General features: G+C 57.6%; 20 protein-coding genes and 1 tRNA gene. 12 read left to right on the top strand and 9 right to left on the bottom strand.

Annotation, left to right across the window (positions count from 1 at the left end):
- Positions 1 to 246 precede the first annotated feature (246 nt).
- Genes AC2FGE_RS06940 through AC2FGE_RS06930 form a run of 3 tightly spaced genes read left to right on the top strand, consistent with a single transcriptional unit; the run spans position 247 to position 2,567 of the window.
- A complete protein-coding gene (locus AC2FGE_RS06940) occupies positions 247 to 543 on the top strand; it encodes a virulence factor (protein WP_496818482.1) in 297 nt (98 codons plus the stop codon).
- A gap of 26 nt (positions 544 to 569) precedes the next feature.
- The gene (locus AC2FGE_RS06935; RefSeq protein WP_496818773.1) at positions 570 to 1,496 is read left to right on the top strand and encodes a methylenetetrahydrofolate reductase; all 927 of its coding nucleotides are present in this window, start codon (positions 570 to 572) and stop codon (positions 1,494 to 1,496) included.
- Positions 1,497 to 1,505: 9 nt separating this feature from the next.
- Positions 1,506 to 2,567, top strand: a complete 1,062-nt coding sequence (locus tag AC2FGE_RS06930; RefSeq protein ID WP_496818481.1) for a methyltetrahydrofolate cobalamin methyltransferase — start codon at positions 1,506 to 1,508, stop codon at positions 2,565 to 2,567.
- An 85-nt stretch (positions 2,568 to 2,652) separates the two neighbouring features.
- Here AC2FGE_RS06930 and AC2FGE_RS06925 read toward each other — a convergent pair whose 3' ends face one another.
- Positions 2,653 to 3,180: a winged helix-turn-helix transcriptional regulator gene (locus AC2FGE_RS06925; protein WP_496818480.1), complete on the bottom strand. Its 528-nt coding sequence runs from the start codon at positions 3,178 to 3,180 to the stop codon at positions 2,653 to 2,655.
- Positions 3,181 to 3,228: 48 nt separating this feature from the next.
- Here AC2FGE_RS06925 and AC2FGE_RS06920 point away from each other — a divergent pair, with 48 nt between their 5' ends.
- Together AC2FGE_RS06920 and AC2FGE_RS06915 are read left to right on the top strand one after the other, a co-directional pair.
- The gene (locus AC2FGE_RS06920) at positions 3,229 to 3,600 is read left to right on the top strand and encodes a VOC family protein (protein ID WP_496818479.1); all 372 of its coding nucleotides are present in this window, start codon (positions 3,229 to 3,231) and stop codon (positions 3,598 to 3,600) included.
- A gap of 63 nt (positions 3,601 to 3,663) precedes the next feature.
- Positions 3,664 to 3,737 (top strand) — tRNA-Gly (locus AC2FGE_RS06915).
- 108 nt (positions 3,738 to 3,845) lie between these two features.
- Here AC2FGE_RS06915 and AC2FGE_RS06910 read toward each other — a convergent pair.
- The gene (locus tag AC2FGE_RS06910) at positions 3,846 to 5,894 is read right to left on the bottom strand and encodes an ASKHA domain-containing protein (protein ID WP_496818478.1); all 2,049 of its coding nucleotides are present in this window, start codon (positions 5,892 to 5,894) and stop codon (positions 3,846 to 3,848) included.
- Positions 5,895 to 6,107: 213 nt separating this feature from the next.
- On the opposite strand from AC2FGE_RS06910, the gene guaB reads away from it, so the two are divergent.
- From guaB to AC2FGE_RS06895, 3 genes are all read left to right on the top strand, one after another.
- Complete coding sequence (gene guaB, locus AC2FGE_RS06905) at positions 6,108 to 7,556, top strand: IMP dehydrogenase (protein ID WP_496818477.1); 1,449 nt, start codon at positions 6,108 to 6,110, stop codon at positions 7,554 to 7,556.
- 16 nt (positions 7,557 to 7,572) lie between these two features.
- A complete protein-coding gene (locus AC2FGE_RS06900; RefSeq protein ID WP_496818476.1) occupies positions 7,573 to 8,730 on the top strand; it encodes an RsmB/NOP family class I SAM-dependent RNA methyltransferase in 1,158 nt (385 codons plus the stop codon).
- Positions 8,731 to 8,841: 111 nt separating this feature from the next.
- Positions 8,842 to 11,133, top strand: a complete 2,292-nt coding sequence (locus AC2FGE_RS06895) for an ATP-binding response regulator (protein ID WP_496818475.1) — start codon at positions 8,842 to 8,844, stop codon at positions 11,131 to 11,133.
- Positions 11,134 to 11,138: 5 nt separating this feature from the next.
- On the opposite strand, the gene AC2FGE_RS06890 is transcribed toward AC2FGE_RS06895, so the two are convergent.
- Positions 11,139 to 11,732, bottom strand: coding sequence for a gamma-glutamyl kinase (locus AC2FGE_RS06890; protein ID WP_496818474.1), 594 nt, complete (start codon positions 11,730 to 11,732; stop codon positions 11,139 to 11,141).
- Positions 11,733 to 11,924: 192 nt separating this feature from the next.
- On the opposite strand from AC2FGE_RS06890, the gene recA reads away from it, so the two are divergent.
- From recA to AC2FGE_RS06870, 4 genes are all read left to right on the top strand, one after another.
- Positions 11,925 to 12,992: a recombinase RecA gene (recA, locus tag AC2FGE_RS06885; protein WP_496818473.1), complete on the top strand. Its 1,068-nt coding sequence runs from the start codon at positions 11,925 to 11,927 to the stop codon at positions 12,990 to 12,992.
- A gap of 182 nt (positions 12,993 to 13,174) precedes the next feature.
- The gene (gene alaS / locus AC2FGE_RS06880) at positions 13,175 to 15,847 is read left to right on the top strand and encodes an alanine--tRNA ligase (RefSeq protein ID WP_496818472.1); all 2,673 of its coding nucleotides are present in this window, start codon (positions 13,175 to 13,177) and stop codon (positions 15,845 to 15,847) included.
- A 1-nt stretch (position 15,848) separates the two neighbouring features.
- Positions 15,849 to 16,136 carry a DUF1330 domain-containing protein gene (locus tag AC2FGE_RS06875; protein WP_496818471.1) on the top strand — a complete coding sequence of 96 codons (288 nt, stop codon included), beginning with the start codon at positions 15,849 to 15,851 and terminating at the stop codon, positions 16,134 to 16,136.
- A 360-nt stretch (positions 16,137 to 16,496) separates the two neighbouring features.
- The gene (locus AC2FGE_RS06870; protein ID WP_496818470.1) at positions 16,497 to 17,120 is read left to right on the top strand and encodes a transglutaminase-like cysteine peptidase; all 624 of its coding nucleotides are present in this window, start codon (positions 16,497 to 16,499) and stop codon (positions 17,118 to 17,120) included.
- A 67-nt stretch (positions 17,121 to 17,187) separates the two neighbouring features.
- Here AC2FGE_RS06870 and AC2FGE_RS06865 read toward each other — a convergent pair whose 3' ends face one another.
- The 6 genes from AC2FGE_RS06865 to AC2FGE_RS06840 all read right to left on the bottom strand — a co-directional run bounded on the left by AC2FGE_RS06865 (position 17,188) and on the right by AC2FGE_RS06840 (position 22,937).
- On the bottom strand, positions 17,188 to 17,973 hold the full coding sequence (locus AC2FGE_RS06865) for a hypothetical protein (RefSeq protein WP_496818469.1): 786 nt from the start codon (positions 17,971 to 17,973) through the stop codon (positions 17,188 to 17,190).
- Positions 17,974 to 18,273: 300 nt separating this feature from the next.
- On the bottom strand, positions 18,274 to 20,091 hold the full coding sequence (gene typA, locus AC2FGE_RS06860; protein ID WP_480549148.1) for a translational GTPase TypA: 1,818 nt from the start codon (positions 20,089 to 20,091) through the stop codon (positions 18,274 to 18,276).
- A 76-nt stretch (positions 20,092 to 20,167) separates the two neighbouring features.
- Positions 20,168 to 20,503, bottom strand: a complete 336-nt coding sequence (locus AC2FGE_RS06855) for a DMT family transporter (RefSeq protein WP_496818468.1) — start codon at positions 20,501 to 20,503, stop codon at positions 20,168 to 20,170.
- 375 nt (positions 20,504 to 20,878) lie between these two features.
- Positions 20,879 to 22,042 carry an HD domain-containing protein gene (locus AC2FGE_RS06850; RefSeq protein ID WP_496818467.1) on the bottom strand — a complete coding sequence of 388 codons (1,164 nt, stop codon included), beginning with the start codon at positions 22,040 to 22,042 and terminating at the stop codon, positions 20,879 to 20,881.
- Complete coding sequence (locus tag AC2FGE_RS06845) at positions 22,039 to 22,284, bottom strand: hypothetical protein (RefSeq protein WP_353007675.1); 246 nt, start codon at positions 22,282 to 22,284, stop codon at positions 22,039 to 22,041. Before AC2FGE_RS06845 ends, AC2FGE_RS06850 begins: the two co-directional genes overlap by 4 nt.
- A complete protein-coding gene (locus AC2FGE_RS06840) occupies positions 22,284 to 22,937 on the bottom strand; it encodes an alpha/beta hydrolase (protein ID WP_480827471.1) in 654 nt (217 codons plus the stop codon). Before AC2FGE_RS06840 ends, AC2FGE_RS06845 begins: the two co-directional genes overlap by 1 nt.
- Positions 22,938 to 22,947 lie beyond the last annotated feature (10 nt).

Below are 22,947 nucleotides of genomic sequence, written 5' to 3'. Positions count from 1 at the left end.
CTCGCCGATTGCTGAAAATAAACCCCGGACGATGCAATTCGTCCGGGGTTTTTCTGTTTCATGCAGCAGTTTCATAGTGACGATGAGAATTTTGATATGCGGATTGGCTTGGAACTCGGCTAAAAGCCCGGGTACAGGATCGTGGGCGAAAAAGTCGCTTGAAATGCTACTTGTGTCGAAAACCGACCGACCACGACCCACATAGGTGTTTAGAACCGGCCCATCGGGTTAGGAGGAATCACAGCAATGCCTGACGTTACCATCGTTTATTGGCGCGACATTCCCGCTCAGGTCATCGTCGGCAAAGGCCGTCGTGGCGCGAAGCGGCAGTTGGAAGAACGGTTTGAACAAGCCATCGACCGTGCCGCCATGAGAGTGAACGCCAAGGACAGTGATGCCTACCTGGCCGAATGGCGCAAAGCCGCGCCTTTTGCGGTTGAGGGCGACCCGTCCGAGATTGCTGAGGCGCAGGCCGTGCGTCTGGAAACGGAATATGATCAGGACCGCATCAAAGCGCTGATCGCCAATGACGGTTGGGCATGAGCCCCAGACAGCTATGGGAGGCCGCAATGGCTTTGCTGAACTTCAAGAAACGTGACGCCGTCGAAAACGGCCCCGTAAATCCGACCGTCGAAGCCTTTTTGCAGGGCTATTCGATCGAGGTGATGCCGCGCACCGCCGAGAAGGTCGAAGATTTCCGCGCGCTGCTGCCCGAAGGCACCCGCGTCTACATCGCCCATATCGAGGGCACGCCGATCGAAGATATGGTCAAGACCGCTAAGCGCATCGCTGCTGACGGTTATCCGGTGATGCCGCATTTCCCGGCGCGGATCATCAAGGATGCGGCGACGCTGGAAAACTGGATTTCCATGTATCAGGGCGAGGCGGGCGTTGAACAAGCGCTGCTGCTGGCCGGTGGCGTGGCAAAGCCTCATGGTGATTACGACAGCTCGATGCAGCTGCTGGAAAGCGGTCTGTTCGACAAGGCAGGCTTCAAACGCCTGCATGTGGCGGGTCACCCAGAGGGTAACAAGGACATTGACCCCGACGGTTCGACCAAGAATGTCGATGACGCGCTGCGCTGGAAACAGAAATTCTCTGAGACCACCGATGCGGAAATGGCTCTGGCCACGCAATTCGCGTTTGACGCGAAGCCGATCATCGCTTGGGCCGACAGCCTGAAAGAGGCGGGGATCGACATCCCGGTCCATATCGGTATCGCGGGCCCCGCCAAGCTGCAGACCCTGATCAAGTTCGCCATCGCTTGTGGCGTTGGTCCGTCACTGAAGGTGCTGCAAAAGCGCGCCATGGATGTGTCCAAGCTGCTTCTGCCTTATGAGCCGACCGACGTGATCACCGAACTGGCCAACTACAAAGCGGCCAACCCTGATTTCAACATCACCAACGTTCACTTCTTCCCACTGGGCGGGATCAAGACCAACGCCAACTGGGCGATCAATAACGGCGGCGCTTCGACGAAGCCTGCAAACTCCTAAGGAACGGACATGACCCGTACAGTCGTAGAATCAAAAACAAAAACTGCCGTTCTGGGCTTTGACGAACCGTTCTGCGTGATCGGTGAGCGGATCAACCCCACAGGCCGCAAGAAACTGGCTGCTGAACTGGAAGCGGGCGATTTTTCGACCGTCGAAAAAGACGCACTGGCACAGGTTGCTGCCGGCGCGACCGTTCTGGATATCAACGCGGGCGTTGTCTACAACTCGAACCCCAATCCGAATGAAACCGAACCGCCGCTGATGCGTAAGATTGTCGAGCTGGTACAGGGCCTCGTTGATGTACCCCTCTGTGTCGACAGTTCGGTTCCTGGCGCATTGGAAGCGGGTCTTGAGGCGGCTGAAGGCCGTCCGCTGCTGAACTCGGTCACCGGCGAGGAAGAGCGTCTGGAACTGGTTTTGCCGCTGGTGAAGAAATACAACGTGCCGGTCGTTGCCATCTCAAACGACGATACCGGTATTTCCGAAGATCCTGACGTGCGTTTTGCTGTTGCGAAAACGATTGTCGAGCGCGCTGCTGATTACGGCATTCCCGCGCATGACATCGTCGTCGACCCGCTGGTAATGCCGATCGGCGCGATGGCAACCGCAGGCCAGCAGGTGTTCGCTCTTGTCCGGCGTCTGCGCGAGGAACTGGGTGTGAATACGACATGCGGTGCGTCCAATGTTTCATTTGGCCTGCCGAACCGCCACGGCATCAATAATGCCTTCCTGCCAATGGCGATGGGTGCTGGCATGACCTCGGCGATCATGAACCCTGTAGCCCTGCCGGTGACTCAAAAGAAGATTGCCGAGAAGAAAGAGGCCGTGACCGCCGCCGGTATCATCCTGCCGGAAGGCATGGACGATGAGACTTTCGTGCAGATGTTTGGTCTGGGCTCGACCTTGCCGCGCGCCGGTAAAGAAATGGAGGCCATCCGCGCCGCCAATTTGCTCACCAACAACGACCCCCATGGTGGTGAGTGGATCAGGTTCAACAAAGCCCCCGAGGCACCCGGAGCCGAAGGTGAAGGGCGAGGACGTCGCGGAGGCGGTCGTCGCCGCCGCGCCTAGGCTGAACGCAACTTGATCAGAGGTCGGGCACTTGCCCGGCCTTTTTTTGTTGTCATTCTATCAAAGGTCTGACCAGCGTGCAGCCTCAGATACGCAAGCCGATGGCCTGGTTCACTGCCAAACCGGTATTGATCGCACAGTAGGTCGGGTAGGGCGTGCGTTCAGAGAGGTTGATATCCCTTTGAATAAATTGATGATCTTCTAGCCTGTATAAGGACTCGGACAACGCCCTGTCTGTGATTGTGCTCAGGGTGGTTTTCATGGTCGAAAACCGCTGCGGCGCGTTGGTCAACGCCAACACTGGGACCGACCAGCTTTTGCGCAGCAGGGCAAATTCACTTTCATCAGGTACGGCTTTGATAATCTTGCTAGCCATTTGCGCGGCCTCAACACCCTTTGGTGTCAGCCGGAATTCAGGCCGCAACGGATGGCCGTGGCCGGGATTTCTTTCCAGAAGACGCAGCGTGATCAGATGTTCAAGACTGGCGCGAAAGGACGTCCGGCTTGCATTAGTCGCAGCCAGCAAGGGGGCCTGACGTCCCGGCGTACCCGCATCCAACAACGCCAGTATGTTGAGCGACCAAGCCCGCGATGTCAGGTTGACAAGTGTCATAATGTCCATAAAGTATAGTTACTAGATTTATAGAAAAAGGTAAAGCATATGGCCCGCGTTTCCCTTGATGATACGATCACTCTGGCCCTTTCTGTCCGTGACCGCCACGCAAGTGCGAAATGGTATCGCGATAACCTGGGTTTTGAGCTCGTCTATCACATGGACGAAGCGGGCTGGAGCGAAGTGCAGACCAATACCAAAGGTGTAACCCTGGGTTTGGGAGAGCAGGCAGACCCCAATCCCGGTAATTGCGTACCTGTCTTTGGCGTGGCCAATATTTCAGAGGCTCGCAAGGCGTTGGAAACAGCAGGTGTACGGTTCGATGGCGAGACCGAAACCATCGAAGGTATGGTCAGCACCGCGACCTTTTTCGATCCAGACAATAACGCGCTGATGCTGGCACAGGATCTGACCAAGTAGATCCTGGCCAGACATGATCCCTCTTGAACCCCGGACAAAGGGGGTGCTATCCACATCTGCGCGGCGGGTATGATGTAATGGTAGCCTGTCAGCTTCCCAAGCTGAACGCGCGGGTTCGATTCCCGCTACCCGCTCCAGACTTTCACGTTCAAGATCAATAAGTTGGTGCCGCCTTGGGCGGCTTTGGTTAGGTCTGAGAGGCCGCGACTCTGTTTGTGAACCACAGCCTGTCTTTTCTGACCCGGTTACCCCCTGCGACGACGGCGCCGACCTCCGCCAGCGTCGGAATCGCCACCGCCCGTATTGAACGAAGGCGCGGGCAGGGTGACGACCTTAGCCAGTTCTGGGAACGGATCGGTTTTGTGTGGGATCGCGTTGGCGGCGACGAAATGGTCTTGGAACTTCGGCTCGATGGCGGTTTCGACCTTGGTGATTTCGCGCACCACGCGCTCGATTTCGGCCCGCGCACCGATGTTGCACAGGGCAATCCGGGCACCGGTGCCTGCGGCGTTGCCAGCGCTGGACACTTTGTCCAGCGGTGCATCCGGGATCATGCCCAGAACCATCGCATGTTTGGTCGAGATATGCGCGCCAAATGCGCCTGCGAGGACAACACGATCCACACGGTCAACCTCCATTTCGTCCATCAACAGCCGCGCCCCGGCATAGAGTGCGGATTTGGCCAGTTGGATGGCGCGGATGTCGCCTTGTGTCACGGTGATCCGCGGGCCGCCATCCGCGCTGGCATCATGTATCAGGTAGGAATGGGTGCGACCCTCGGGCACGTTGCGCGACGTGCCGGTTTGCTCGGCCGAGCCGATTAGCCCGCTTTCATCCAGCAGGCCCGCGATACGCATTTCAGCGACCGCTTCGATAATGCCGGACCCGCAGATGCCAGTAATGCCGGTGGTGGCAATATCGACGTCAAACCCATCCTCATCCGACCATTTCTCGGACCCAATGACACGAAAGCGGGGTTCTTTGGTGACAGGGTCGATCTCGATCCGTTCGATGGCGCCGGGGGCGGCCCGCTGGCCGGAACTGATCTGTGCACCCTCAAAGGCTGGGCCGGTGGGCGAGGAACAGGCCAGAACGCGGCTGGTATTGCCCAGCAGGATTTCTGCGTTTGTACCCACGTCGACGATCAGTACCAGATCTTCGGATTTGCCGGGCTCTTCCGACAGGGCCACAGCGGCGCAGTCCGCACCCACATGGCCTGCGATGCAAGGTAGGATATAGACCTGCGCGCGTGGGTTCATGTTGGTCAGGCCCATCTCATGCGCGGGCAGGGACATCGACTCAGATGTCGCCAGCGCAAATGGGGCTTGCCCCAGTTCGACCGGATCAAGGCCTAGCAAAAGGTGATGCATGACCGGGTTGCTGACGAATACAGTTTCCACGATCAGGGCGGCATCAATTCCGGCCTCTTCCGCGATTGAGGTGGTTAGATCGTTGATCGCCTCGCGCACCGCTTTGGTCATCTCCTGATCGCCGCCAGGGTTCATCATGGCATAGGAGACGCGGCTCATGAGGTCTTCGCCGAAGCGGATTTGGGGGTTCATCAGGCCCGAGGATGTCTTGACCTCACCCGTATCCAGATCGGTCAGATGGGCCGCGATGGTGGTTGAACCAAGGTCGATGGCCAGACCATAAAGCCCGCCTTCGTGCAGGCCCGGCCAGATTTCGACAACCCGCGCGACAGTGTCATTGTGGCCTTTGTGGATGGCGACCGTGACCTCCCATTTCCCTTTGCGCAGAACGGGTTGCAGCTTGGACAGCAGCGACAGATCGGCGGTGATGGCGTCGATCTGCCACTGATCACGCAGGGCGCGTTCGAGCCGTTCCAGATCACCGGTGGGCGAATGCATATCGGGTTCTTCTACGGCAACGAAGTACAGACGCGTTGCCGGATCCATGGTGATGGCGCGCGCAGTGGCCGCTTTGCGCACCACTTGTCGATGTACCTGGCTTTCCGGAGGCACGTCGATCACGACGTCACCCTGCACGGTGGCCTGACAGCCCAGACGGCGACCTGGTTTTAGCCCCCGCTTGTCGTCATAACGCTGCTCGACCGCGTTCCATTCACTCAGCGCGCCGTCGTTCACGGTTACGCCGTGTTTGGAAAACTCACCATAGCTGGGCGTGATTTGGCATTTCGAACAGATGCCGCGCCCGCCGCAGACCGAATCCAGATCCACACCTAACTGCCGTGCGGCGGTCAGAATTGGGGTGCCAACGGGAAAATGCCCGCGTTTGCCGGATGGGGTGAAGACGACAAGAGGGTCTGTGGTCATGAATGGCCTGCCTTTGTATTCGCGTTTGCCGGGGAACATATGGGTTTATACGCAAAGGGAAAGGCCATTCAGCGGCAGGTTTTCAACAACAAGCGTCGTTTTAGGGCGCACTGTTGCCTCGCTTTTGCAACAACTTGGGTTCAGGGGCTTTTCCTTGGGGTTGATCCATGCAATAGGGTCACCGCCAAACGGGCTTTTGCATGGGGTGATCAGATGCAGATTCGTGAGGCACTTACCTTCGACGACGTTCTTCTTGTTCCGGGCGCATCTTCTGTGCTGCCGGCCACCGCAGATACGACCACACGTGTAACGCGTGAGATTACCATGAACATCCCGCTGCTGAGTTCGGCAATGGACACCGTGACCGAGGCGCGCATGGCCATTGCCATGGCGCAGGCTGGCGGCATTGGTGTGGTGCATAAGAACCTCTCGGTCGAGGAACAGGCCCGCGAGATCCGTCGAGTCAAACGGTTCGAATCCGGGATTGTTTACAACCCTGTGACGTTGCGGGCGGATCAGACGCTGGCGGATGCCAAGGCTCTGGTCGAGCGATACAACTTCACTGGTTTTCCCGTGGTGGAAGAAGATGGCCGCGTTGTTGGCATCGTCACCAATAGGGATATGCGTTTCGCGACTTCGGACGATACGCCAATTAAGGCAATGATGACATCGGACAATCTGGCGATGCTGAAAGAGCCTGCAGATCGCGAAGAAGCCAAAAGCCTGATGCGCGCGCGCCGGATCGAAAAACTGCTGGTCGTTGATGCTGAAGGCAAGCTGACCGGCCTGTTGACACTGAAAGACAGTGAGCAGGCTGTGCTGAACCCCACCGCATGCAAAGATCGATTGGGTCGTCTTCGGGTTGCTGCTGCAACTTCAGTTGGGGATGCCGGGTTTGAACGGTCGGAACAACTGGTCGATTCTGGTGTCGACATCATCGTGGTTGATACCGCGCATGGCCATTCGCAGGGCGTTCTGGATGCGGTGAAGCGGGCCAAGACGCTGTCGAATGAAGTGCAGATCATTGCGGGGAATGTGGCCACCTCCGAGGCGACCAAAGCGCTGATCGACGCAGGTGCAGATGCGATCAAGGTGGGCATCGGGCCGGGCTCGATCTGTACCACGCGGATGGTGGCAGGCGTTGGTGTGCCTCAGCTAACCGCGATCATGGATTGCGCGGCAGCAGCTGGCGACGTTCCGGTGATCGCCGATGGCGGTATCAAGTTTTCGGGCGATTTTGCCAAGGCCATTGCGGCAGGGGCCTCCTGCGCCATGGTCGGTTCGATGATCGCTGGCACCGATGAAAGCCCGGGCGAGGTGATCCTGTACCAGGGCCGGTCCTTCAAATCCTATCGCGGCATGGGCAGCCTGGGCGCGATGGCGCGTGGTTCGGCGGATCGCTATTTCCAGAAGGATGCAGCAAATGACAAGCTGGTGCCCGAAGGGATCGAAGGGCAGGTGCCGTACAAAGGATCAGCCGGGGCAGTGGTGCACCAGTTGGTTGGCGGTCTGCGTGCGGCCATGGGCTATACCGGCTGCGCAACGGTCGAAGAGATGCGCAGGAACTGCAACTTTGTGAAAATCACCGGGGCAGGTCTGAAAGAAAGTCATGTACATGACGTTCAGATCACCCGCGAAAGCCCGAACTATCGGGTGATGTAAGGCAGCAGGACCAGATATGACACCTGCGGCGCGCGTTCAGGCCTCGATCGAGATCCTGGATGAGATACTGGGCGGAGCACCCGTTGAAAAATCCCTAACCGGCTGGGCGCGCCGCAGTCGGTTTGCAGGGTCCAAGGATCGTGCGGCGGTTCGGGATCACGTGTTCGATACGCTGCGGTGTAGGCGATCTTTTGCCGCGCTTGGTGGCGCGTGTACCGGGCGCGGTCTGATGATTGGTGCGGTTCGGGCGCGGGGTGGTGATCTTCAGGCCGTCTTTACGGGCGACAGGTATACTCCGTCACTTCTGAGTGCCTCCGAAACCGCCCGCGCGTTTGCCTCTGATGCCGAACGGTTGGATGTTCCTGAATGGCTATGGCCGCAGTTTTCTGCCTCGTTGGGGGCGGACGCGGAAGCCGCAGCAGAGGCTTTGCAGAGCCGCGCGCCGGTTCATCTGCGCGTGAACCTTCTGAAAGCCGATCTTGCGTTGGCGACCGAAGCCTTGGCGGCGGATGGCATCACCGCAATCCCGCATCCAATTTGTGAAACAGCGCTCGAGGTCACAGACGGTGTGCGCAAGATCGCGCAAAGCCGTGCCTATACCGATGGGTTGGTCGAATTGCAGGATGCTGCAAGCCAGGCCGTTGTTGCAGCGCTGGATGTGCAGTCGGGGATGCGTGTTCTGGATTATTGCGCAGGTGGCGGCGGCAAAGCGCTGGCCCTGGCCGCGCATAAGGATGTCGCCGTGTTCGCCCATGACGTGAATGCGGGCCGTATGCGGGATTTGCCCAAACGGGCAGAGCGGGCGGGGGCTGACATCACCTTGCTCAGTTCTGAAGATCTGGCAAGGCATGGGCCATTTGACATCGTACTTGCCGATGCCCCGTGCTCTGGCAGCGGGTCATGGCGGCGCGCTCCGGCGGGCAAATGGGCCCTGACCAGGGAACGCTTGCACGAATTGACGGGTATTCAGGCCCAAATTCTGACCGATATTCAGCGGTTTGTGCAGCGCGATGGTGTTCTGGCCTATGCCACTTGTTCGATGCTTGACTGTGAGAATGGTGACATTGTCGAGGCCTTCTTGCGGTCCAACCTCAACTGGCAGCAAATTTTGCGCAGATCGTGGCGGGTAACACACGGTGTGGATGGTTTCTTTACGGCACACTTGACGCGGTAGTAGGTCCGGTTCTAGCAACTTTAGGTAGAGGTTCGCCCGACCGAATTTGTTAAGCGGGTTTTAACCAATTTAAGTTCGAGATACCCCAACGTCCCTTTGACCGAGCCATTGATGTCTGATACTGCAGATTTTTCCTATCAACCACGCCCAGATACCGCCCTTTCCACACAACGTGTCGCCACTCTGGCCCTGCTAGCGCTTGCATTGATCTTAGCGCCCAGCACCGATTTTATATCCCCGGATTGGGCAATGGGGCTTTGGGTTTCTGGCGGATCGCTGGCGGTGGTTACATTGATTGCGGTGTTTCGATCAGCGCTGAACAACCGGTCTGTGAGCAGATCGACCGCTGTGATGGCAGCCTTTGCACAGCAGGATACTTTTCCCTGTCTGATTGCCAATGCAGAAGGCGATATCCTGGTTGCGAATGCGGCGGCTTACAGACGGTTTCGCGCGACGCCAGGCGAGGCCCTGACTCACTGTCTGCGCCCCGTCTTCGCCAACCCGGCGGCGATCCTGTTGCGTCTGCAATCGCGGGCGCAATCGCAAGGACGGGCGCATGAGGATGTGGTGACACTCGATACGACAGTCCCGGTATCGGTCTTCCGGCTTTGTGATGGGCTGTTGTGTTGGCGTTTTCGGTTTGAGGAAAACGGGCCCTGGGACAGTCTGGCGTTGCCGGTTCTGACCGAAGGGCGACACGGCGATGTATTGGGCCTGAACCGCGCGGCCGAGAGTTTCTTGGGCTTTCTTCCGAAAACGATGGATCAGGTGTTGTCCCAAGGTGGTGACGAGCAGAGTGATGTCAGGCGGCTTTGTACTAAAACCGGTGAACAAACCGCGGTGGTGACTGAGTTGTCCAGCTCGAGCACCGGGCGCAATCTGGCGCTGGTTCCGCTCGCGGTCTCTCCTACACAGGGGATTAGGACGCATTTCAACGATCTTCCTGTGCCGCTTTTATATCTCTCTCCTGATGGCACCATTCTGCAGGCCAATCGGCTGGCGTTGAAGTTGCTGGGCGGCGGGGAACTGACCAACAGCAACATCAGCACGATCATGCAAGGGCTGAACCATCCCGTGTTGGACTGGTTGCAGCGAACGGCGGCGGAAGAAGAGGCACATCGGTCCGAATTTCTGCGGCTCAGCCGTGATGACAAAGAGGTCTTTGTGCAGGTTACACTCAGCCGTGTCGTAAAAGACGGGCAGGTGTGCTTGATCGCGGTTCTGAACGACGCGACCGAGTTAAAAACGCTTGAGGCGCAGTTTGTACAGGGGCAAAAGATGCAGGCCGTTGGCCAGTTGGCAGGCGGTGTTGCGCATGATTTCAACAACCTGCTGACCGCCATCTCAGGCCATTGCGACCTGTTGTTGCTGCGGCACGATCAGAATGATCCTGACTATGCCGATCTGGTGCAGATTAATCAGAACGCCAACCGGGCGGCGGCACTGGTCAGCCAGCTTCTGGCCTTTTCCCGCAAACAGACCTTGCGCCCCGAGGTGCTGGATTTGCGGGATACGATCTCGGATCTGATCCACCTTTTGAACCGTCTGGTCGGGGAAAAGGTGCATCTGACGCTCAGCCATGATCCAGTGCTCAAACCTGTTCGCGCCGATAAGCGCCAGCTTGAACAAGTGCTGATGAATCTGGTGGTCAATGCCCGCGATGCGATGCCCGAAGGCGGAGAGATCCGGATCGAGACCGAAATACTTACCCTGACAAGCCCGCTGGTTCGGGACAGGGCCACGGTTGAGCCGGGCGAATATGTCACCGTCAAGGTCAAGGATGGCGGCATCGGAATACCCGCCGACAAGCTGCAGAAAGTATTCGAGCCGTTTTACACGACCAAACGCACCGGCGAGGGGACCGGGCTGGGCCTGTCGACCGTCTATGGCATCGTAAAGCAGACCGGCGGCTTCATCTTTGTCGACAGCGTGGTCGGGCGCGGGACGAATTTCACGCTATTGCTCCCGGTCTGCAAAACCGCCGCCGCACCTGAAGTGACCGCGGAAGCTCAACAGGCTCCACAAACCACACGTCAGGGCGAAGGTGTGGTGCTGCTGGTCGAAGACGAGGCCCCGGTGCGCGCTTTTGCAACCCGCGCGTTGCGCCTAAAAGGCTACACCGTGCTCGAGGCGGAATCTGGCGAGGATGCCCTGAGTATATTAGACGACCCTGATTTGGTCGTGGATGTTTTTGTAACCGATGTGGTGATGCCGGGCATGGATGGCCCGACCTGGGTCAGCAAGGCGCTGGAAATCCGGCCCGATGCCCGGGTCGTCTTTGTGTCCGGTTATACCGAAGGCGCGTTTGGCGATTCCGGGCCGCAGATCGCCAATTCGACCTTCCTACCCAAGCCGTTCTCGTTGAACCAACTGACCGAAGCGGTGTTCGAAAAGCTTAACTGACGCGCCTAAAGCGCTGCGTCATGGGTCGCAAATTCTTCGGCATGTATTTTACGGAACATGTTCTCGGTTTCAGATGTCAGCGATGTATCCCGGGTAGGCGAAACGTTTTCGCGGTGCAGGGTGATATCCATCTGCAGCCGGTTCTGCAGGAAATCCAGGATCCTGTCCTGGTTTTCATATTTAAATACATGCCTCGCACCGACGCCATTGTTGCGGGTGCGAAAGAATTGGTTCTGGCTGCCCACATCCGCAAATTCCGGGCGTGGGTTTTGCATATAGGCGCGTACAAACTCATCGAAGCTCAGATCATGGGTTGAATGTGGATGTCCGATACGGTCATCGCGGCCGCGAAAGCGATACCAGCTCCCTAACCAGTCGATGGGTTCGCGTACAACTGCCATGATCTCCATCTCGGTGTCATACATCTTTCGGTACATATTTTGGAAAAAGCGATCAAACCGCCGTACTGGGGCGTGTTTCAGTTCGGGTGGGCCCGTGATCACCAGATCCGCACGCGGGCCAAGTGCTGTGTGATAGGCCGTACTGCCGGTCTTTGGAACAGATAAAAACGCAAGGCGTTCTTTATAGAAAACAAGCATTTATCGATCCCATGCCACCAACGCTTACCTGTGCAGATTGTCGTAAACCACTCTTTAACACAATTGCCGAAGAGTAAGTTCCGTAAGTTTTAGTTGAAATGTTCTCTTTTTGGTCCCATAAGGAACAAGAGGCGAACAAAGCAGCGATTGCCGCCCGGCAAAGGGTGTGACAAAAGGGAAGGCGACAGGACAATGGCGGATCTTCTGACGATGAGCGATAAGAAAAACGCAGACAAGCAAAAGGCGCTCGATAGCGCGCTGGCCCAGATCGAACGGCAGTTCGGCAAAGGTTCGATCATGAAGCTGGGCGAAGGTGCCACGCAGGATATCGAAGCAAGCTCGACCGGTTCGCTGGGGCTGGATATTGCGCTGGGGATTGGCGGTCTGCCAATGGGCCGAATTGTCGAGATTTACGGGCCTGAAAGCTCCGGTAAAACCACGCTGACGCTGCATTGCATTGCTGAACAGCAAAAACGCGGGGGTGTTTGTGCGTTCGTGGATGCAGAACATGCGCTGGACCCGCAATATGCCCGCAAGCTGGGTGTTGATCTGGATGAGCTGCTGATCTCGCAGCCTGATACCGGAGAACAAGCGCTTGAGATTACCGATACGCTGGTGCGGTCGGGCGCGGTGAACATGGTCGTGGTCGACTCGGTGGCGGCGCTGACGCCGAAATCCGAATTGGAAGGTGACATGGGCGACAGCAGTGTCGGCGTGCAGGCCCGTCTGATGAGCCAGGCAATGCGCAAACTGACCGGCTCGATCAGCCGTTCAAACTGCATGGTCATCTTCATCAACCAGATCAGGATGAAGATCGGCGTTATGTTCGGCAGCCCGGAAACCACGACCGGTGGTAATGCGCTGAAGTTCTACAGCTCGGTCCGTCTGGATATTCGCCGCATTGGCGCGATTAAGGATCGTGACGAGGTGGTGGGCAACCAGACCCGCGTCAAGGTAGTGAAAAACAAGGTGGCACCGCCATTCAAGCAGGTGGAATTCGACATCATGTATGGCGAAGGCATCAGCAAGATGGGCGAACTGCTCGATCTGGGTGTGAAGGCTGGTGTGGTTGAAAAATCAGGGTCCTGGTTCAGCTATGGCGATGAGCGCATCGGGCAGGGGCGTGAAAACGCCAAGCAATATCTGCGAGATCACAGCCAGATCGCGCTGCAGATCGAAGACAAGATTCGCGCAGCCCATGGTCTGGATTTCGACATGCCACCGGGCGCGGCCGAGGATGATGATATCCTCGAAGCTTGAAAAACCGCGTGAGAGGCAACAGGTGATACCCTCCGGCACCTTGATGGGCTGAGAACAGACAGGACAGGGCGGTCAAACGGGGCCGCCTTGTTTCGTTTTCGGGCAGCCTATGCTGTGGACACTCCTTAGGTGCGGCGGTAAACCTGCGCAGACCCTTCTGATTGCGCGCCGAGAGAGCCCAAATGCCCACGCTGAACGATATCCGATCGACCTTTCTGAACTATTTCGCCAAGCAAGGGCACGAAGTGGTGGCATCCAGCCCTCTGGTGCCGCGTAACGACCCGACGCTGATGTTCGTGAATTCGGGCATGGTGCAGTTCAAGAACCTGTTCACCGGCGTTGAAACCCGTGACTACCAGCGCGCCACCACGGCACAGAAATGCGTTCGCGCCGGGGGCAAGCATAACGATCTGGACAACGTGGGTTACACAGCACGCCACCATACGTTTTTCGAGATGCTGGGGAACTTCTCGTTTGGAGACTACTTCAAACCTGAGGCTATCCCCTTTGCATGGGAACTGATCACCAAGGAATTCGGCATTGACAAGAACCGTTTGCTGACAACGGTTTATCACACGGATGATGAGGCGTTTGAGATCTGGAAAAAGGTCGGTGTGCCCGAAGACCGGATCATCCGCATCGCTACCAGTGATAATTTCTGGCAAATGGGCCCAACCGGCCCCTGTGGTCCGTGCACCGAGATTTTCTATGATCACGGCGATCACATCTGGGGCGGCCCTCCGGGATCGCCAGAGGAAGACGGTGATCGTTTTATTGAAATCTGGAACATCGTTTTCATGCAGAACGAACAGTTCGAGGATGGCTCGATGGTCGAGCTCGACATGCAGTCGATCGATACGGGCATGGGTTTGGAACGGATCGGCGCGTTGCTGCAAGGCAGCCACGACAACTACGACACTGACCTGTTCAAAACCCTGATCGAAGCCTCGGCAGATGCAACGGGTGTTGATCCGTATGGCGATCAGAACGTGCATCATCGGGTGATCGCGGATCACCTGCGCTCGACCTCATTCCTGATCGCGGATGGGGTCATGCCCTCCAATGACGGTCGTGGTTATGTGCTGCGCCGCATCATGCGCCGGGCCATGCGGCACGCGCATCTGCTGGGTGCGAAAGATCCGGTTATGCACCGTCTGGTGCCATCATTGGTGCAGTTGATGGGCGCGCAATACTCCGAGTTGGGACAGGCGCAGCCGCTGATCGAAGAAACCCTGTTACTGGAAGAAACCCGTTTCAAGCAAACACTGGACCGTGGTCTGAAACTGCTGGATGACGAAGTGGCGGGCCTGCCCGAAGGCGCGGCCTTGCCGGGCGATGCCGCTTTCAAGCTGTATGACACTTACGGTTTCCCACTGGACCTGACGCAGGACGCGCTGCGCGAGAAGGGCAGGACCGTGGATACTGGTGGCTTCGATGCAGCCATGGCCGAACAAAAGGCTAAGGCCCGTGCAGCCTGGGCCGGCTCGGGTGAGGCGGCGGATCAGGCGGTGTGGTTCGATGTGCTCGATACCGCTGGCGCAACCGATTTCTTGGGCTATGACACCGAAAAGGCTGAAGGGCAGATCGCGGCGTTGATCGTTGATGGTGCTTTGGTCGACAAAATCGACCAGGGTGGTACCGGCTGGGTCGTAGTGAACCAGACTCCGTTCTACGGTGAGGCCGGCGGTCAGGTTGGAGATATGGGTGAGATTAGACGTTTGGAAGAACGCGAAGATGTCTCGCGCGTGGAAGACACTAAGAAGTTCGCGGATGGTAAAGTCTATGCGCACAAGGTGACCGTAGAGCGCGGCGTGCTGTCCAAGGGCGATGCGGTCGAGCTTGAGGTGGATCACGCGCGCCGGTCCTCGATCAGGGCCAACCACTCGGCGACACACCTGCTGCATGAAGCCTTACGCGAAACGCTGGGTGATCATGTGGCGCAGCGTGGGTCCTTGAATGCCGCGGATCGCTTGCGGTTCGATTTCAGCCACTCAAAGGCGTTGACGTCTGAGGAAATTCAAAAGGTTGAGCGCGAGGTGAACGACTTCATCCGCCAGAACTCAACCGTTGAGACCCGGATCATGACGCCGGATGACGCGCGTGGATTGGGTGCTCAGGCCCTGTTTGGCGAGAAATACGGCGACGAAGTGCGCGTTGTGTCGATGGGCAAAGCGCCAACTGGCAAGGGCCAGGATGGTGAGACGTGGTCGATTGAACTTTGCGGTGGCACCCATGTGCGCCAAACCGGCGATATCGGAACCTTTGTGGTGCTGGGCGACAGCGCCAGCAGTGCCGGTGTCCGCCGCATCGAGGCGCTGACCGGGGATGAGGCGTTCCGCTATCTGTCCGGGCAGGATCAGCGGCTTTCACAAGTTGCGCTGGAGTTAAAGGCGCAGTCGGATGATGTCGTCGCGCGCGTGAAATCCTTGCTGGATGAGCGGAAAGCCTTGCAAAACGAAGTTGCGCAGTTGCGCCGCGATCTGGCGATGGCTGGTGGCGCGGGTCAGGGAAGTGGGGCCGAGGCCCGTGATGTGAACGGGGTCAGCTTTCTGGCGCAGGTTCTCCGCGGAGTGTCGGGCAAGGACTTGCCAACTTTGATTGACGAGCACAAAGCGCGTCTTGGCTCGGGTGCGGTTCTGCTGATTGCGGATACCGGCGGTAAGGCGGCGGTGGCTGCCGGTATTACCGCTGATCTGACCGGCAAAGTCTCCGCGGTAGACCTGGTCAAAGCGGCCGTTGTCGAATTGGGAGGTAAGGGCGGTGGCGGGCGCCCGGACATGGCGCAGGGCGGTGGTAAGGACACCACGAACTCTGACGCCGCAATCAAGGCCGCCGAGCAGGTATTGGGAGGATGAGATGGCTGCACTTTGGATTGCACATGTGACTGTGACCGACGCGGACGCCTATGGGAAATATGCCGAATTGGCAGGGCCCGCGATTGCAAAACATGGCGGTGAGTTCATCGCACGTGCGGCGCGCTATGTTCAGCTGGAAGGAAAAGAACGCCCCCGCAATGTCGTTGCGCGCTTTCCATCGGTCGAAGCGGCGGTTGAGTGTTATAACTCAGACGACTATCAGGCGGCTTTGAATCGCGCGCGTGGAGCAAGTGAGCGTGAACTGGTTGTTGTCGAGATCACCGAGTGAGAATCACTTGCTGTGATCAGCGTCGCGCAAGCCCATAGCTATAAGCGAAAAACAGCCAAGGCGCGAAGGATGAGATTGAGACCTTCCGCGCCGCGCATCATATTCTAAGTAAATGTGTTTAATTACAGAACCTTAACCTGATCACCTAAGGTTGAGGTTCAATATTCCCGTTATAATTGTGGCAATCTGACCCCAATTCTTGCCCAACTTTGTCATAGTAAGTGACGAAATTCCGCCCTTTTTCGCCGCCACATTCATCCATGATTGCATCACGGGCCATGTTTACGGATATTTTCTGAAAACAGGGCAGAGTCCGGTTTGACGGCAATCGCATGGTTGAACACGGATTGGGGATCAGGAATGAAATCGATCGGCACGAAACTCATGCCTGTCTTGGGGCGCGCCACTTCGGCCTCGGGGCATTTTCTTTGTGCTGCTGCGATTCTGCTTGGCTCTCTCGGGGCGACGCCTGCGGCAAATGCCTCTGAGGGTGCGTTTATCACAATCGTTTCAGCCTCTCCTCCGCCATCCGGTGCGCGGCAATTGTGCCGTCAGTATGATTGGGCATGTGCCACCAAGCGGTCCGGCACGTTGACCAGCCAGCAGGAAATGCAGATCGTCCAGCGTGTGAACCGCCATGTCAACGCGACGATTCGCGAGGTAACCGATCAATCACAATATAAGACCCGTGAACGTTGGGCGCTTCCTACGTCGCGGGGTGGTGATTGCGAAGATTTCGCCCTTCTGAAAAAACGCGATCTGATCGCCGCGGGGATTGACCCCAGAAAGCTTCTGATCGCAACGGTGTTGGATACACGCCGTAACTCTCATGCGGTGTTGGTATATCGTTCTGACAGCGGTGATCTGGTTTTGGATAACCTGACAAACCGCATTAAGCCTTGGGCGTCGACACGATATCTCTTCCTTCGCATGCAGGACCCCAAACAACCGCGTCGTTGGGTTGGTGTCTACGGAAGCAGCTAAACGCGTTCAGATGTTGGTAGTAACGAACACCAGCAGCCGCTAACGCTGCTGGTTTTTTGTATCTGCCTTAGACGTTGGCGTTTGGGGAAGGGTCGTTGGTTGTGCCGGTCGCACCGACATCGCCATTGCCGCCACCCGAGCCGCCACCGTCGCCCGAGCCGCCACCGTCGCCTGAGCCGCCACCGTCGCCTGAGCCGCCACCGTCGCCTGAGCCGCCACCGTCGCCCGAGCCGCCACCGTCGCCTGAGCCGCCACCGTCGCCTGAGCCGCCACCGTCGCCTGAGCCGCCACCGTCGCCCGAGCCGCCACCATCGCCCGAGCCACCACCGGTGCCACCGCCATCACCCGAGCCGCCGCCCGAGCTGGAACCGCCGCCGGAGCTGGAACCGCCACCCGAGCTTGAGCCGCCGCCGGAGCTGGAACCGCCACCCGAACTGGAACCGCCACCCGAGCTTAAGCCGCCGCCCGAGCTGGAACCGCCACCCGAACTTGAGCCGCCGCCCGAACTGGAACCGCCACCGGAACCAGAACCACCACCGTTCTCATCAGCGGGGCCATCACCCGTGCGCTGAGGATTTGTGATCGATGCCGTCGGGAAGTCGGTCAGAACTGCTGCAAAAGCCGGGCAGGCCTGAAGAGTGCGGGACAGAATATCTTCGAAATCTGCGCGGCGCTGAATGTAGCGCAGCATCCGTGCATCGACGACGTTACAGGCGCAAAGCGTCTCGGTTGACACGGATTGTTTGGCGGTACGCACCGAGCAGGTGCCATCGGAAAAGCTAGGTCCAACTGTCAGCAAAGATGCTGTTGCGGATGCAAAAACGACGGAAAACAAACGGGGTTTAATGCGCATAGCGCTACTCCTCAAAACTCATTACCAACTGCGTCGATCTTATGCACCAATCAAAACGTGCTTTATATGAACGACGTCACACTTTGGCCGTGAATACACCTTTGTTAGGCCGAATTTACAAGAGGGACTTGTGGTGAAAGTATCAACTTGAGCATTACCTAAAGTTGATTGATGATGAAAAACAGGGGCTAAACCTGACCTTAGGTCAAATCAGCCCCAATTCACCATTTTTGCGATGGATGAAAAAATGTCACACTCGCGTCATTGTTTCTGATTTTGAAACCCTGACTTTGCCACAATTTAGGCGGATTTCGCCATTCTTTTGCGCTCGTGCGGGTCAAGATAGCGCTTGCGTAGGCGTACAACGCTTGGTGTCACCTCGACCAGTTCGTCATCATCGATATAGGCAATCGCCTCTTCCAGCGAGAACTGAACATGTGGTGTCAGGCGCACTGCATCATCCGAGCCACTGGCGCGAACATTGGTCAGCTTTTTGCCTTTCAGCGGGTTCACTTCCAGATCATTGTCACGCGAATGCTCACCGATTACCATGCCTTGGTAAACTTCGGCCTGTGGGCCCACAAACATGCGGCCACGTTCTTCGAGATTCCACAACGCATAAGCGACGGCCTGACCTTTCTCCATCGAGATCAGGACGCCGGCGCGACGGCCCGGAATCTGGCCCTTGTGCGGGGCCCAGTCATGGAACACGCGGTTCAGAACGCCTGTGCCGCGCGTGTCGGTCAGGAACTCACCGTGATAACCGATCAATCCGCGCGATGGGACATGGGCTATGATACGGGTCTTGCCTGCACCTGCCGGGCGCATCTCGACCAGTTCACCTTTGCGGGCGCCGGTGATCTTTTCGATGACCGAGCCCGAATATTCGTCATCCACGTCAATAGTCACTTCTTCGACCGGTTCCAGGCGCTGGCCATCTTCCTCGCGGAACAGAACCTGCGGGCGTGAGATGCTGAGTTCGAACCCTTCACGGCGCATGTTTTCGATCAAAACGCCCATCTGCAATTCGCCACGACCAGCCACTTCGAACGCCTCGCCACCCGGAGTGTCGGTGATACGGATCGCAACGTTCGACTCCGCTTCTTTCATCAGACGGTCGCGGATCACGCGAGACTGGACCTTTTTGCCGTCACGACCGGCCAGGGGCGAGTCGTTGATGCCGAAGGTCACCGTGATGGTCGGCGGGTCGATGGGTTGAGCGGGCAGGGCTTCTTCAACCTGTGGCGCGACCAGCGAGTCGGCAACGGTGGCTTTGCTCATCCCGGCGATGGTGACGATGTCACCGGCCTCGGCCACGTCTATAGGCTGTTGCGCAAGACCGCGGAACGCCAGGATTTTCGATGCGCGGAAGTTCTCGATCAGCGTTCCGTCGCGGCTGAGCGCCTTGAGGCTGTCGCCTGCTTTCAGAGTGCCGCTTTCCACACGGCCCGTCAGGATGCGGCCAATAAAGGGGTCGCTGCCCAACGTGGTGGCCAGCATGCGGAAAGGTTCGTCTTTCTTTTCGGCTTGCTTTGGGGCCGGGACGTGATCGACGATCAGGTCGAACAGTGCGGTCAGGTCTTTGCGCGGCCCGTCGAGTTCCATGTCGGCCCAGCCGGAGCGGCCCGAGGCATACATGGATGGGAAATCCAGCTGATCATCATCAGCGCCCAGGTTCGCGAACAGATCGAAACACTCATCCAGCGCGCGATCCGGTTCGGCATCCGGTTTATCGACCTTGTTCAGCACCACAATCGGGCGCAAGCCCAAAGCCAGCGCCTTGGAGGTCACGAATTTGGTCTGCGGCATCGGGCCTTCAGCCGCGTCAACCAGCAGGACGACACCGTCCACCATGCTGAGGATGCGCTCGACTTCTCCACCGAAATCGGCGTGGCCGGGGGTGTCGACGATGTTGATACGCGTGCCTTTCCATTCGACGCTGGTCGCCTTGGCCAGAATGGTGATGCCACGCTCGCGTTCCAGATCATTGCTGTCCATGGCGCGTTCCGCCACGGCCTGATTTTCCCGGAACGCGCCGGATTGTTTGAGCAGCTCATCCACCAGCGTTGTCTTGCCGTGGTCCACGTGAGCGATGATTGCGATATTGCGCAGGTCCATGAGAGGTCAGCCTTTGAACGGGAAGTTGCCGCGCGCATAACGCGGCGCGGCAAAATATACCAGCCCTAACCGGCCTTCAGTGGCCCGCGGTCTTCGAAAACAGGTGAATGATCAAGATTCCGGCCAGAATCAGCGACAGACCAAAGATCGCCCAGATGTCCAATTTCTGCCCAAAGACCACAAAGCCGATAATGGCGATGAAGAAGATACCCAGGCCGGACCAGATGGCATAGACGATGCCCACTGGCATGTACTTCAGTGTCAGCCCCAACAAATAAAATGCAAACCCGTAGCCGATCACAACCAGAACCGATGGCCAAAACCGCGTGAATTGCTGGCTGGCCTGCAATGCCGTTGTCCCAACCGTTTCTGCAAAAACCGCAATCAACAGGATCAGGTAGGCTTTGGGCATGGTCATAACCTTAATCTTGTATGGGCCGGGCAAGCTTGAGCACGGAATCAGCAAGGCAGGCAAGCGGATTCAGACATGCTGGTGATGGCGCTGGCTATGAGGTCGGGTATACCTGACTTTAGGTAAGTGCGAGATCATGTACCATACGCGCTGTAGTTGGTGTTTTGTTGCCGAGTGTATTTTATGACTTTATTTGCAAAAACTGTGATTCTTGCCGCGTTTCTTATTGTGGCGCTTGGGTGGCTTGCTGGCGGGGGGTCCGTCGATACTGATGCAGCCAGTATGGTTCAAAAGTTGGATGGTAGCGTGATTTAGGCGCCGATCTGATCCGGTAGGGGGAAAAGGGGCCTTTGGGCTCCTTTTTTCCGTTACGTGTCAGGCGTCCACTGGGACGTGGGTTTGGAAATACGCGGCTAACTGAGGCTGCAGCCAGCGCCATAGAGCAGGCGCGCCAGTCTCAATTGCAGGCCGAACCCGCGTTTCGATTTGCGCGTAGGTGACGTTATAATCGATCCATGACCCACCACCTGTTTCCAGATTGGCAATGGGCGTTTGGAAGCGGTCCACCGCTTTGGCAAATACTGCATCCGCAGTTTCTGCCGCTTCGAATTCATGCCACAGATCCGAAAACTCGGCGTTCTGGGGGGCAGGCAGCAGGCCAAACAGACGCTGCGCTGCAGCCTCTTCCTCGGCGGCCTGTGCCGTGTGATCCACGTGACCGTGAATGGGGTGATCTCCGGCGTCGATTTCTACAATGTCATGCAGCAGGAGCATACGCAGCACCCGCGCGACCGAGACTTCGGTTTCGGTATGTTCCGATAGCACCCAAGCATAGAGCATGATGTGCCAGGAATGCTCGGCCGAGTTTTCGAACCTGTCCGATGTCATCAGGCGTGAGGCGCGCAAGACGGTTTTCAGCTGATCAGCTTCGGTTAGGAACGGCAACCGGGTGGTAAAGGCATTTGTGTCGGCGGTCTCGCCTTGCAGCAGTGCCTTTGCGTGGTCGAAGGCCAAAGGAAACGCGTGTGTAAGATAGGCGACGCGCCCACCGTCCATATTGTCTTGTGCTATCTCAACATGTGCTGGCTGAGGCTGATCTGCGCAGAGCACCTGAAACAGCGGCTGACAGCGATCCAGTATCTTGGCAAAACGGGCATCGGCTGTCTTATCGCGTTCAAATTCCTGCCAGAGGGCCTGGAATTCCTGGGCTTGATCGGGCGGCAATAGACCAAAGAGCTGTGACGCGGCCCGGTCTTCGGCCTCCGCCACGGCTTGCCAGTCGGTATCCAGGTGGATGGGATGGTCGCCCACAATGATCTCGACCAGATCATGCAGCAGCAGCATCCGGATGACCCGATCAATCGACACATCTGGCGTAGCCAGGGGCGCCATGACCAAAGCCCAAAGCGCCAGATGCCAGCTGTGTTCGGCCGAGTTTTCGGGGCGCGATTGATCCAGCAGAACATTGGCGCGTTCTACCGTTTTTAACCTGTCGGCCTGTTTCAGAAACGCGATTTGAGCCGACAGTCGATCCGTCATTGTTTTTCGATGGCTTTCACTTTGGAGCGGTGGGTGCTGAGGCGTTTGATGACAAAGGCGCGGGCCTTGCGTTCGGCCAGACGCACGCGAATTTCAGTCAGAAACGCCTCTTCCAGCGATTGAGAAGCGGCGCCAAGCACTTCGCCAACTTCGACAAAGAATCGATCATCGCCGGTTTCATCCATAACCTTCATCGTATCCTCGGCCAATTTGGCAGCGAGGCTTGTGATGGTGTCTGACATCAGCGCGTGGTCTCGGTCAGGCGGCGTTTCACATAGTCACTGACATCGGTGATCAGCGTGTCCATGTGGCGATCCTGGAAGAAGTGATCGGCGCCTTCAACCTCGGTATGGGTGATGGTTATGCCTTTCTGCTCGTGCAGTTTGTTGACCAGTGATGTGGTGTCTGCCGGCGGCGCAACGCGGTCGGATGAGCCGTTGATGATCAGGCCAGAAGACGGGCAAGGTGCTAGGAACGAGAAATCATACATATTGGCCGGGGGCGAGACGCTGATGAAGCCTGTGATCTCGGGGCGGCGCATCAAAAGCTGCATCCCGATCCATGCGCCAAATGAGAACCCTGCCACCCAGCAGTGTTTCGAGTTATTGTTCATCGACTGCAGGTAATCCAGCGCCGATGCCGCATCGCTCAGCTCGCCCACGCCCTGGTCATATTCGCCCTGGCTGCGACCTACGCCGCGGAAGTTGAAGCGCAACACGGTAAAGCCCATGTTGTAGAACGCGTAATGCAGGTTATAGACGACCTTGTTGTTCATGGTCCCGCCGAACTGCGGGTGCGGGTGCAGCACGATGGCGATCGGAGCGTCTTTTTCCTTTTGCGGGTGGTAGCGGCCTTCCAGACGGCCTTCGGGTCCGGGAAAAATCACCTCGGGCATGTGTGCTTTG

The organism is Ruegeria sp. YTSA075 (assembly GCF_059610245.1).
This window is presented reverse-complemented; position numbering and strand designations above follow the sequence as displayed.

Bases quoted from the DNA above. Each gene is read 5' to 3' on its own strand.
- AC2FGE_RS06935 (WP_496818773.1), top strand. From the start codon at position 570: ATGGCTTTGCTGAACTTCAAGAAACGTGACGCCGTCGAAAACGGCCCC.
- AC2FGE_RS06865 (WP_496818469.1), bottom strand. From the start codon at position 17,973: ATGCGCATTAAACCCCGTTTGTTTTCCGTCGTTTTTGCATCCGCAACA.
- AC2FGE_RS06930 (WP_496818481.1), top strand. From the start codon at position 1,506: ATGACCCGTACAGTCGTAGAATCAAAAACAAAAACTGCCGTTCTGGGC.
- AC2FGE_RS06890 (WP_496818474.1), bottom strand. From the start codon at position 11,732: ATGCTTGTTTTCTATAAAGAACGCCTTGCGTTTTTATCTGTTCCAAAG.
- recA (WP_496818473.1), top strand. From the start codon at position 11,925: ATGGCGGATCTTCTGACGATGAGCGATAAGAAAAACGCAGACAAGCAA.
- typA (WP_480549148.1), bottom strand. From the start codon at position 20,091: ATGGACCTGCGCAATATCGCAATCATCGCTCACGTGGACCACGGCAAG.
- AC2FGE_RS06920 (WP_496818479.1), top strand. From the start codon at position 3,229: ATGGCCCGCGTTTCCCTTGATGATACGATCACTCTGGCCCTTTCTGTC.
- AC2FGE_RS06940 (WP_496818482.1), top strand. From the start codon at position 247: ATGCCTGACGTTACCATCGTTTATTGGCGCGACATTCCCGCTCAGGTC.
- AC2FGE_RS06875 (WP_496818471.1), top strand. From the start codon at position 15,849: ATGGCTGCACTTTGGATTGCACATGTGACTGTGACCGACGCGGACGCC.
- AC2FGE_RS06925 (WP_496818480.1), bottom strand. From the start codon at position 3,180: ATGACACTTGTCAACCTGACATCGCGGGCTTGGTCGCTCAACATACTG.
- AC2FGE_RS06900 (WP_496818476.1), top strand. From the start codon at position 7,573: ATGACACCTGCGGCGCGCGTTCAGGCCTCGATCGAGATCCTGGATGAG.
- AC2FGE_RS06870 (WP_496818470.1), top strand. From the start codon at position 16,497: ATGAAATCGATCGGCACGAAACTCATGCCTGTCTTGGGGCGCGCCACT.
- guaB (WP_496818477.1), top strand. From the start codon at position 6,108: ATGCAGATTCGTGAGGCACTTACCTTCGACGACGTTCTTCTTGTTCCG.
- AC2FGE_RS06850 (WP_496818467.1), bottom strand. From the start codon at position 22,042: ATGACGGATCGACTGTCGGCTCAAATCGCGTTTCTGAAACAGGCCGAC.
- AC2FGE_RS06895 (WP_496818475.1), top strand. From the start codon at position 8,842: ATGTCTGATACTGCAGATTTTTCCTATCAACCACGCCCAGATACCGCC.
- AC2FGE_RS06910 (WP_496818478.1), bottom strand. From the start codon at position 5,894: ATGACCACAGACCCTCTTGTCGTCTTCACCCCATCCGGCAAACGCGGG.
- alaS (WP_496818472.1), top strand. From the start codon at position 13,175: ATGCCCACGCTGAACGATATCCGATCGACCTTTCTGAACTATTTCGCC.
- AC2FGE_RS06840 (WP_480827471.1), bottom strand. From the start codon at position 22,937: ATGCCCGAGGTGATTTTTCCCGGACCCGAAGGCCGTCTGGAAGGCCGC.
- AC2FGE_RS06855 (WP_496818468.1), bottom strand. From the start codon at position 20,503: ATGCCCAAAGCCTACCTGATCCTGTTGATTGCGGTTTTTGCAGAAACG.
- AC2FGE_RS06845 (WP_353007675.1), bottom strand. From the start codon at position 22,284: ATGTCAGACACCATCACAAGCCTCGCTGCCAAATTGGCCGAGGATACG.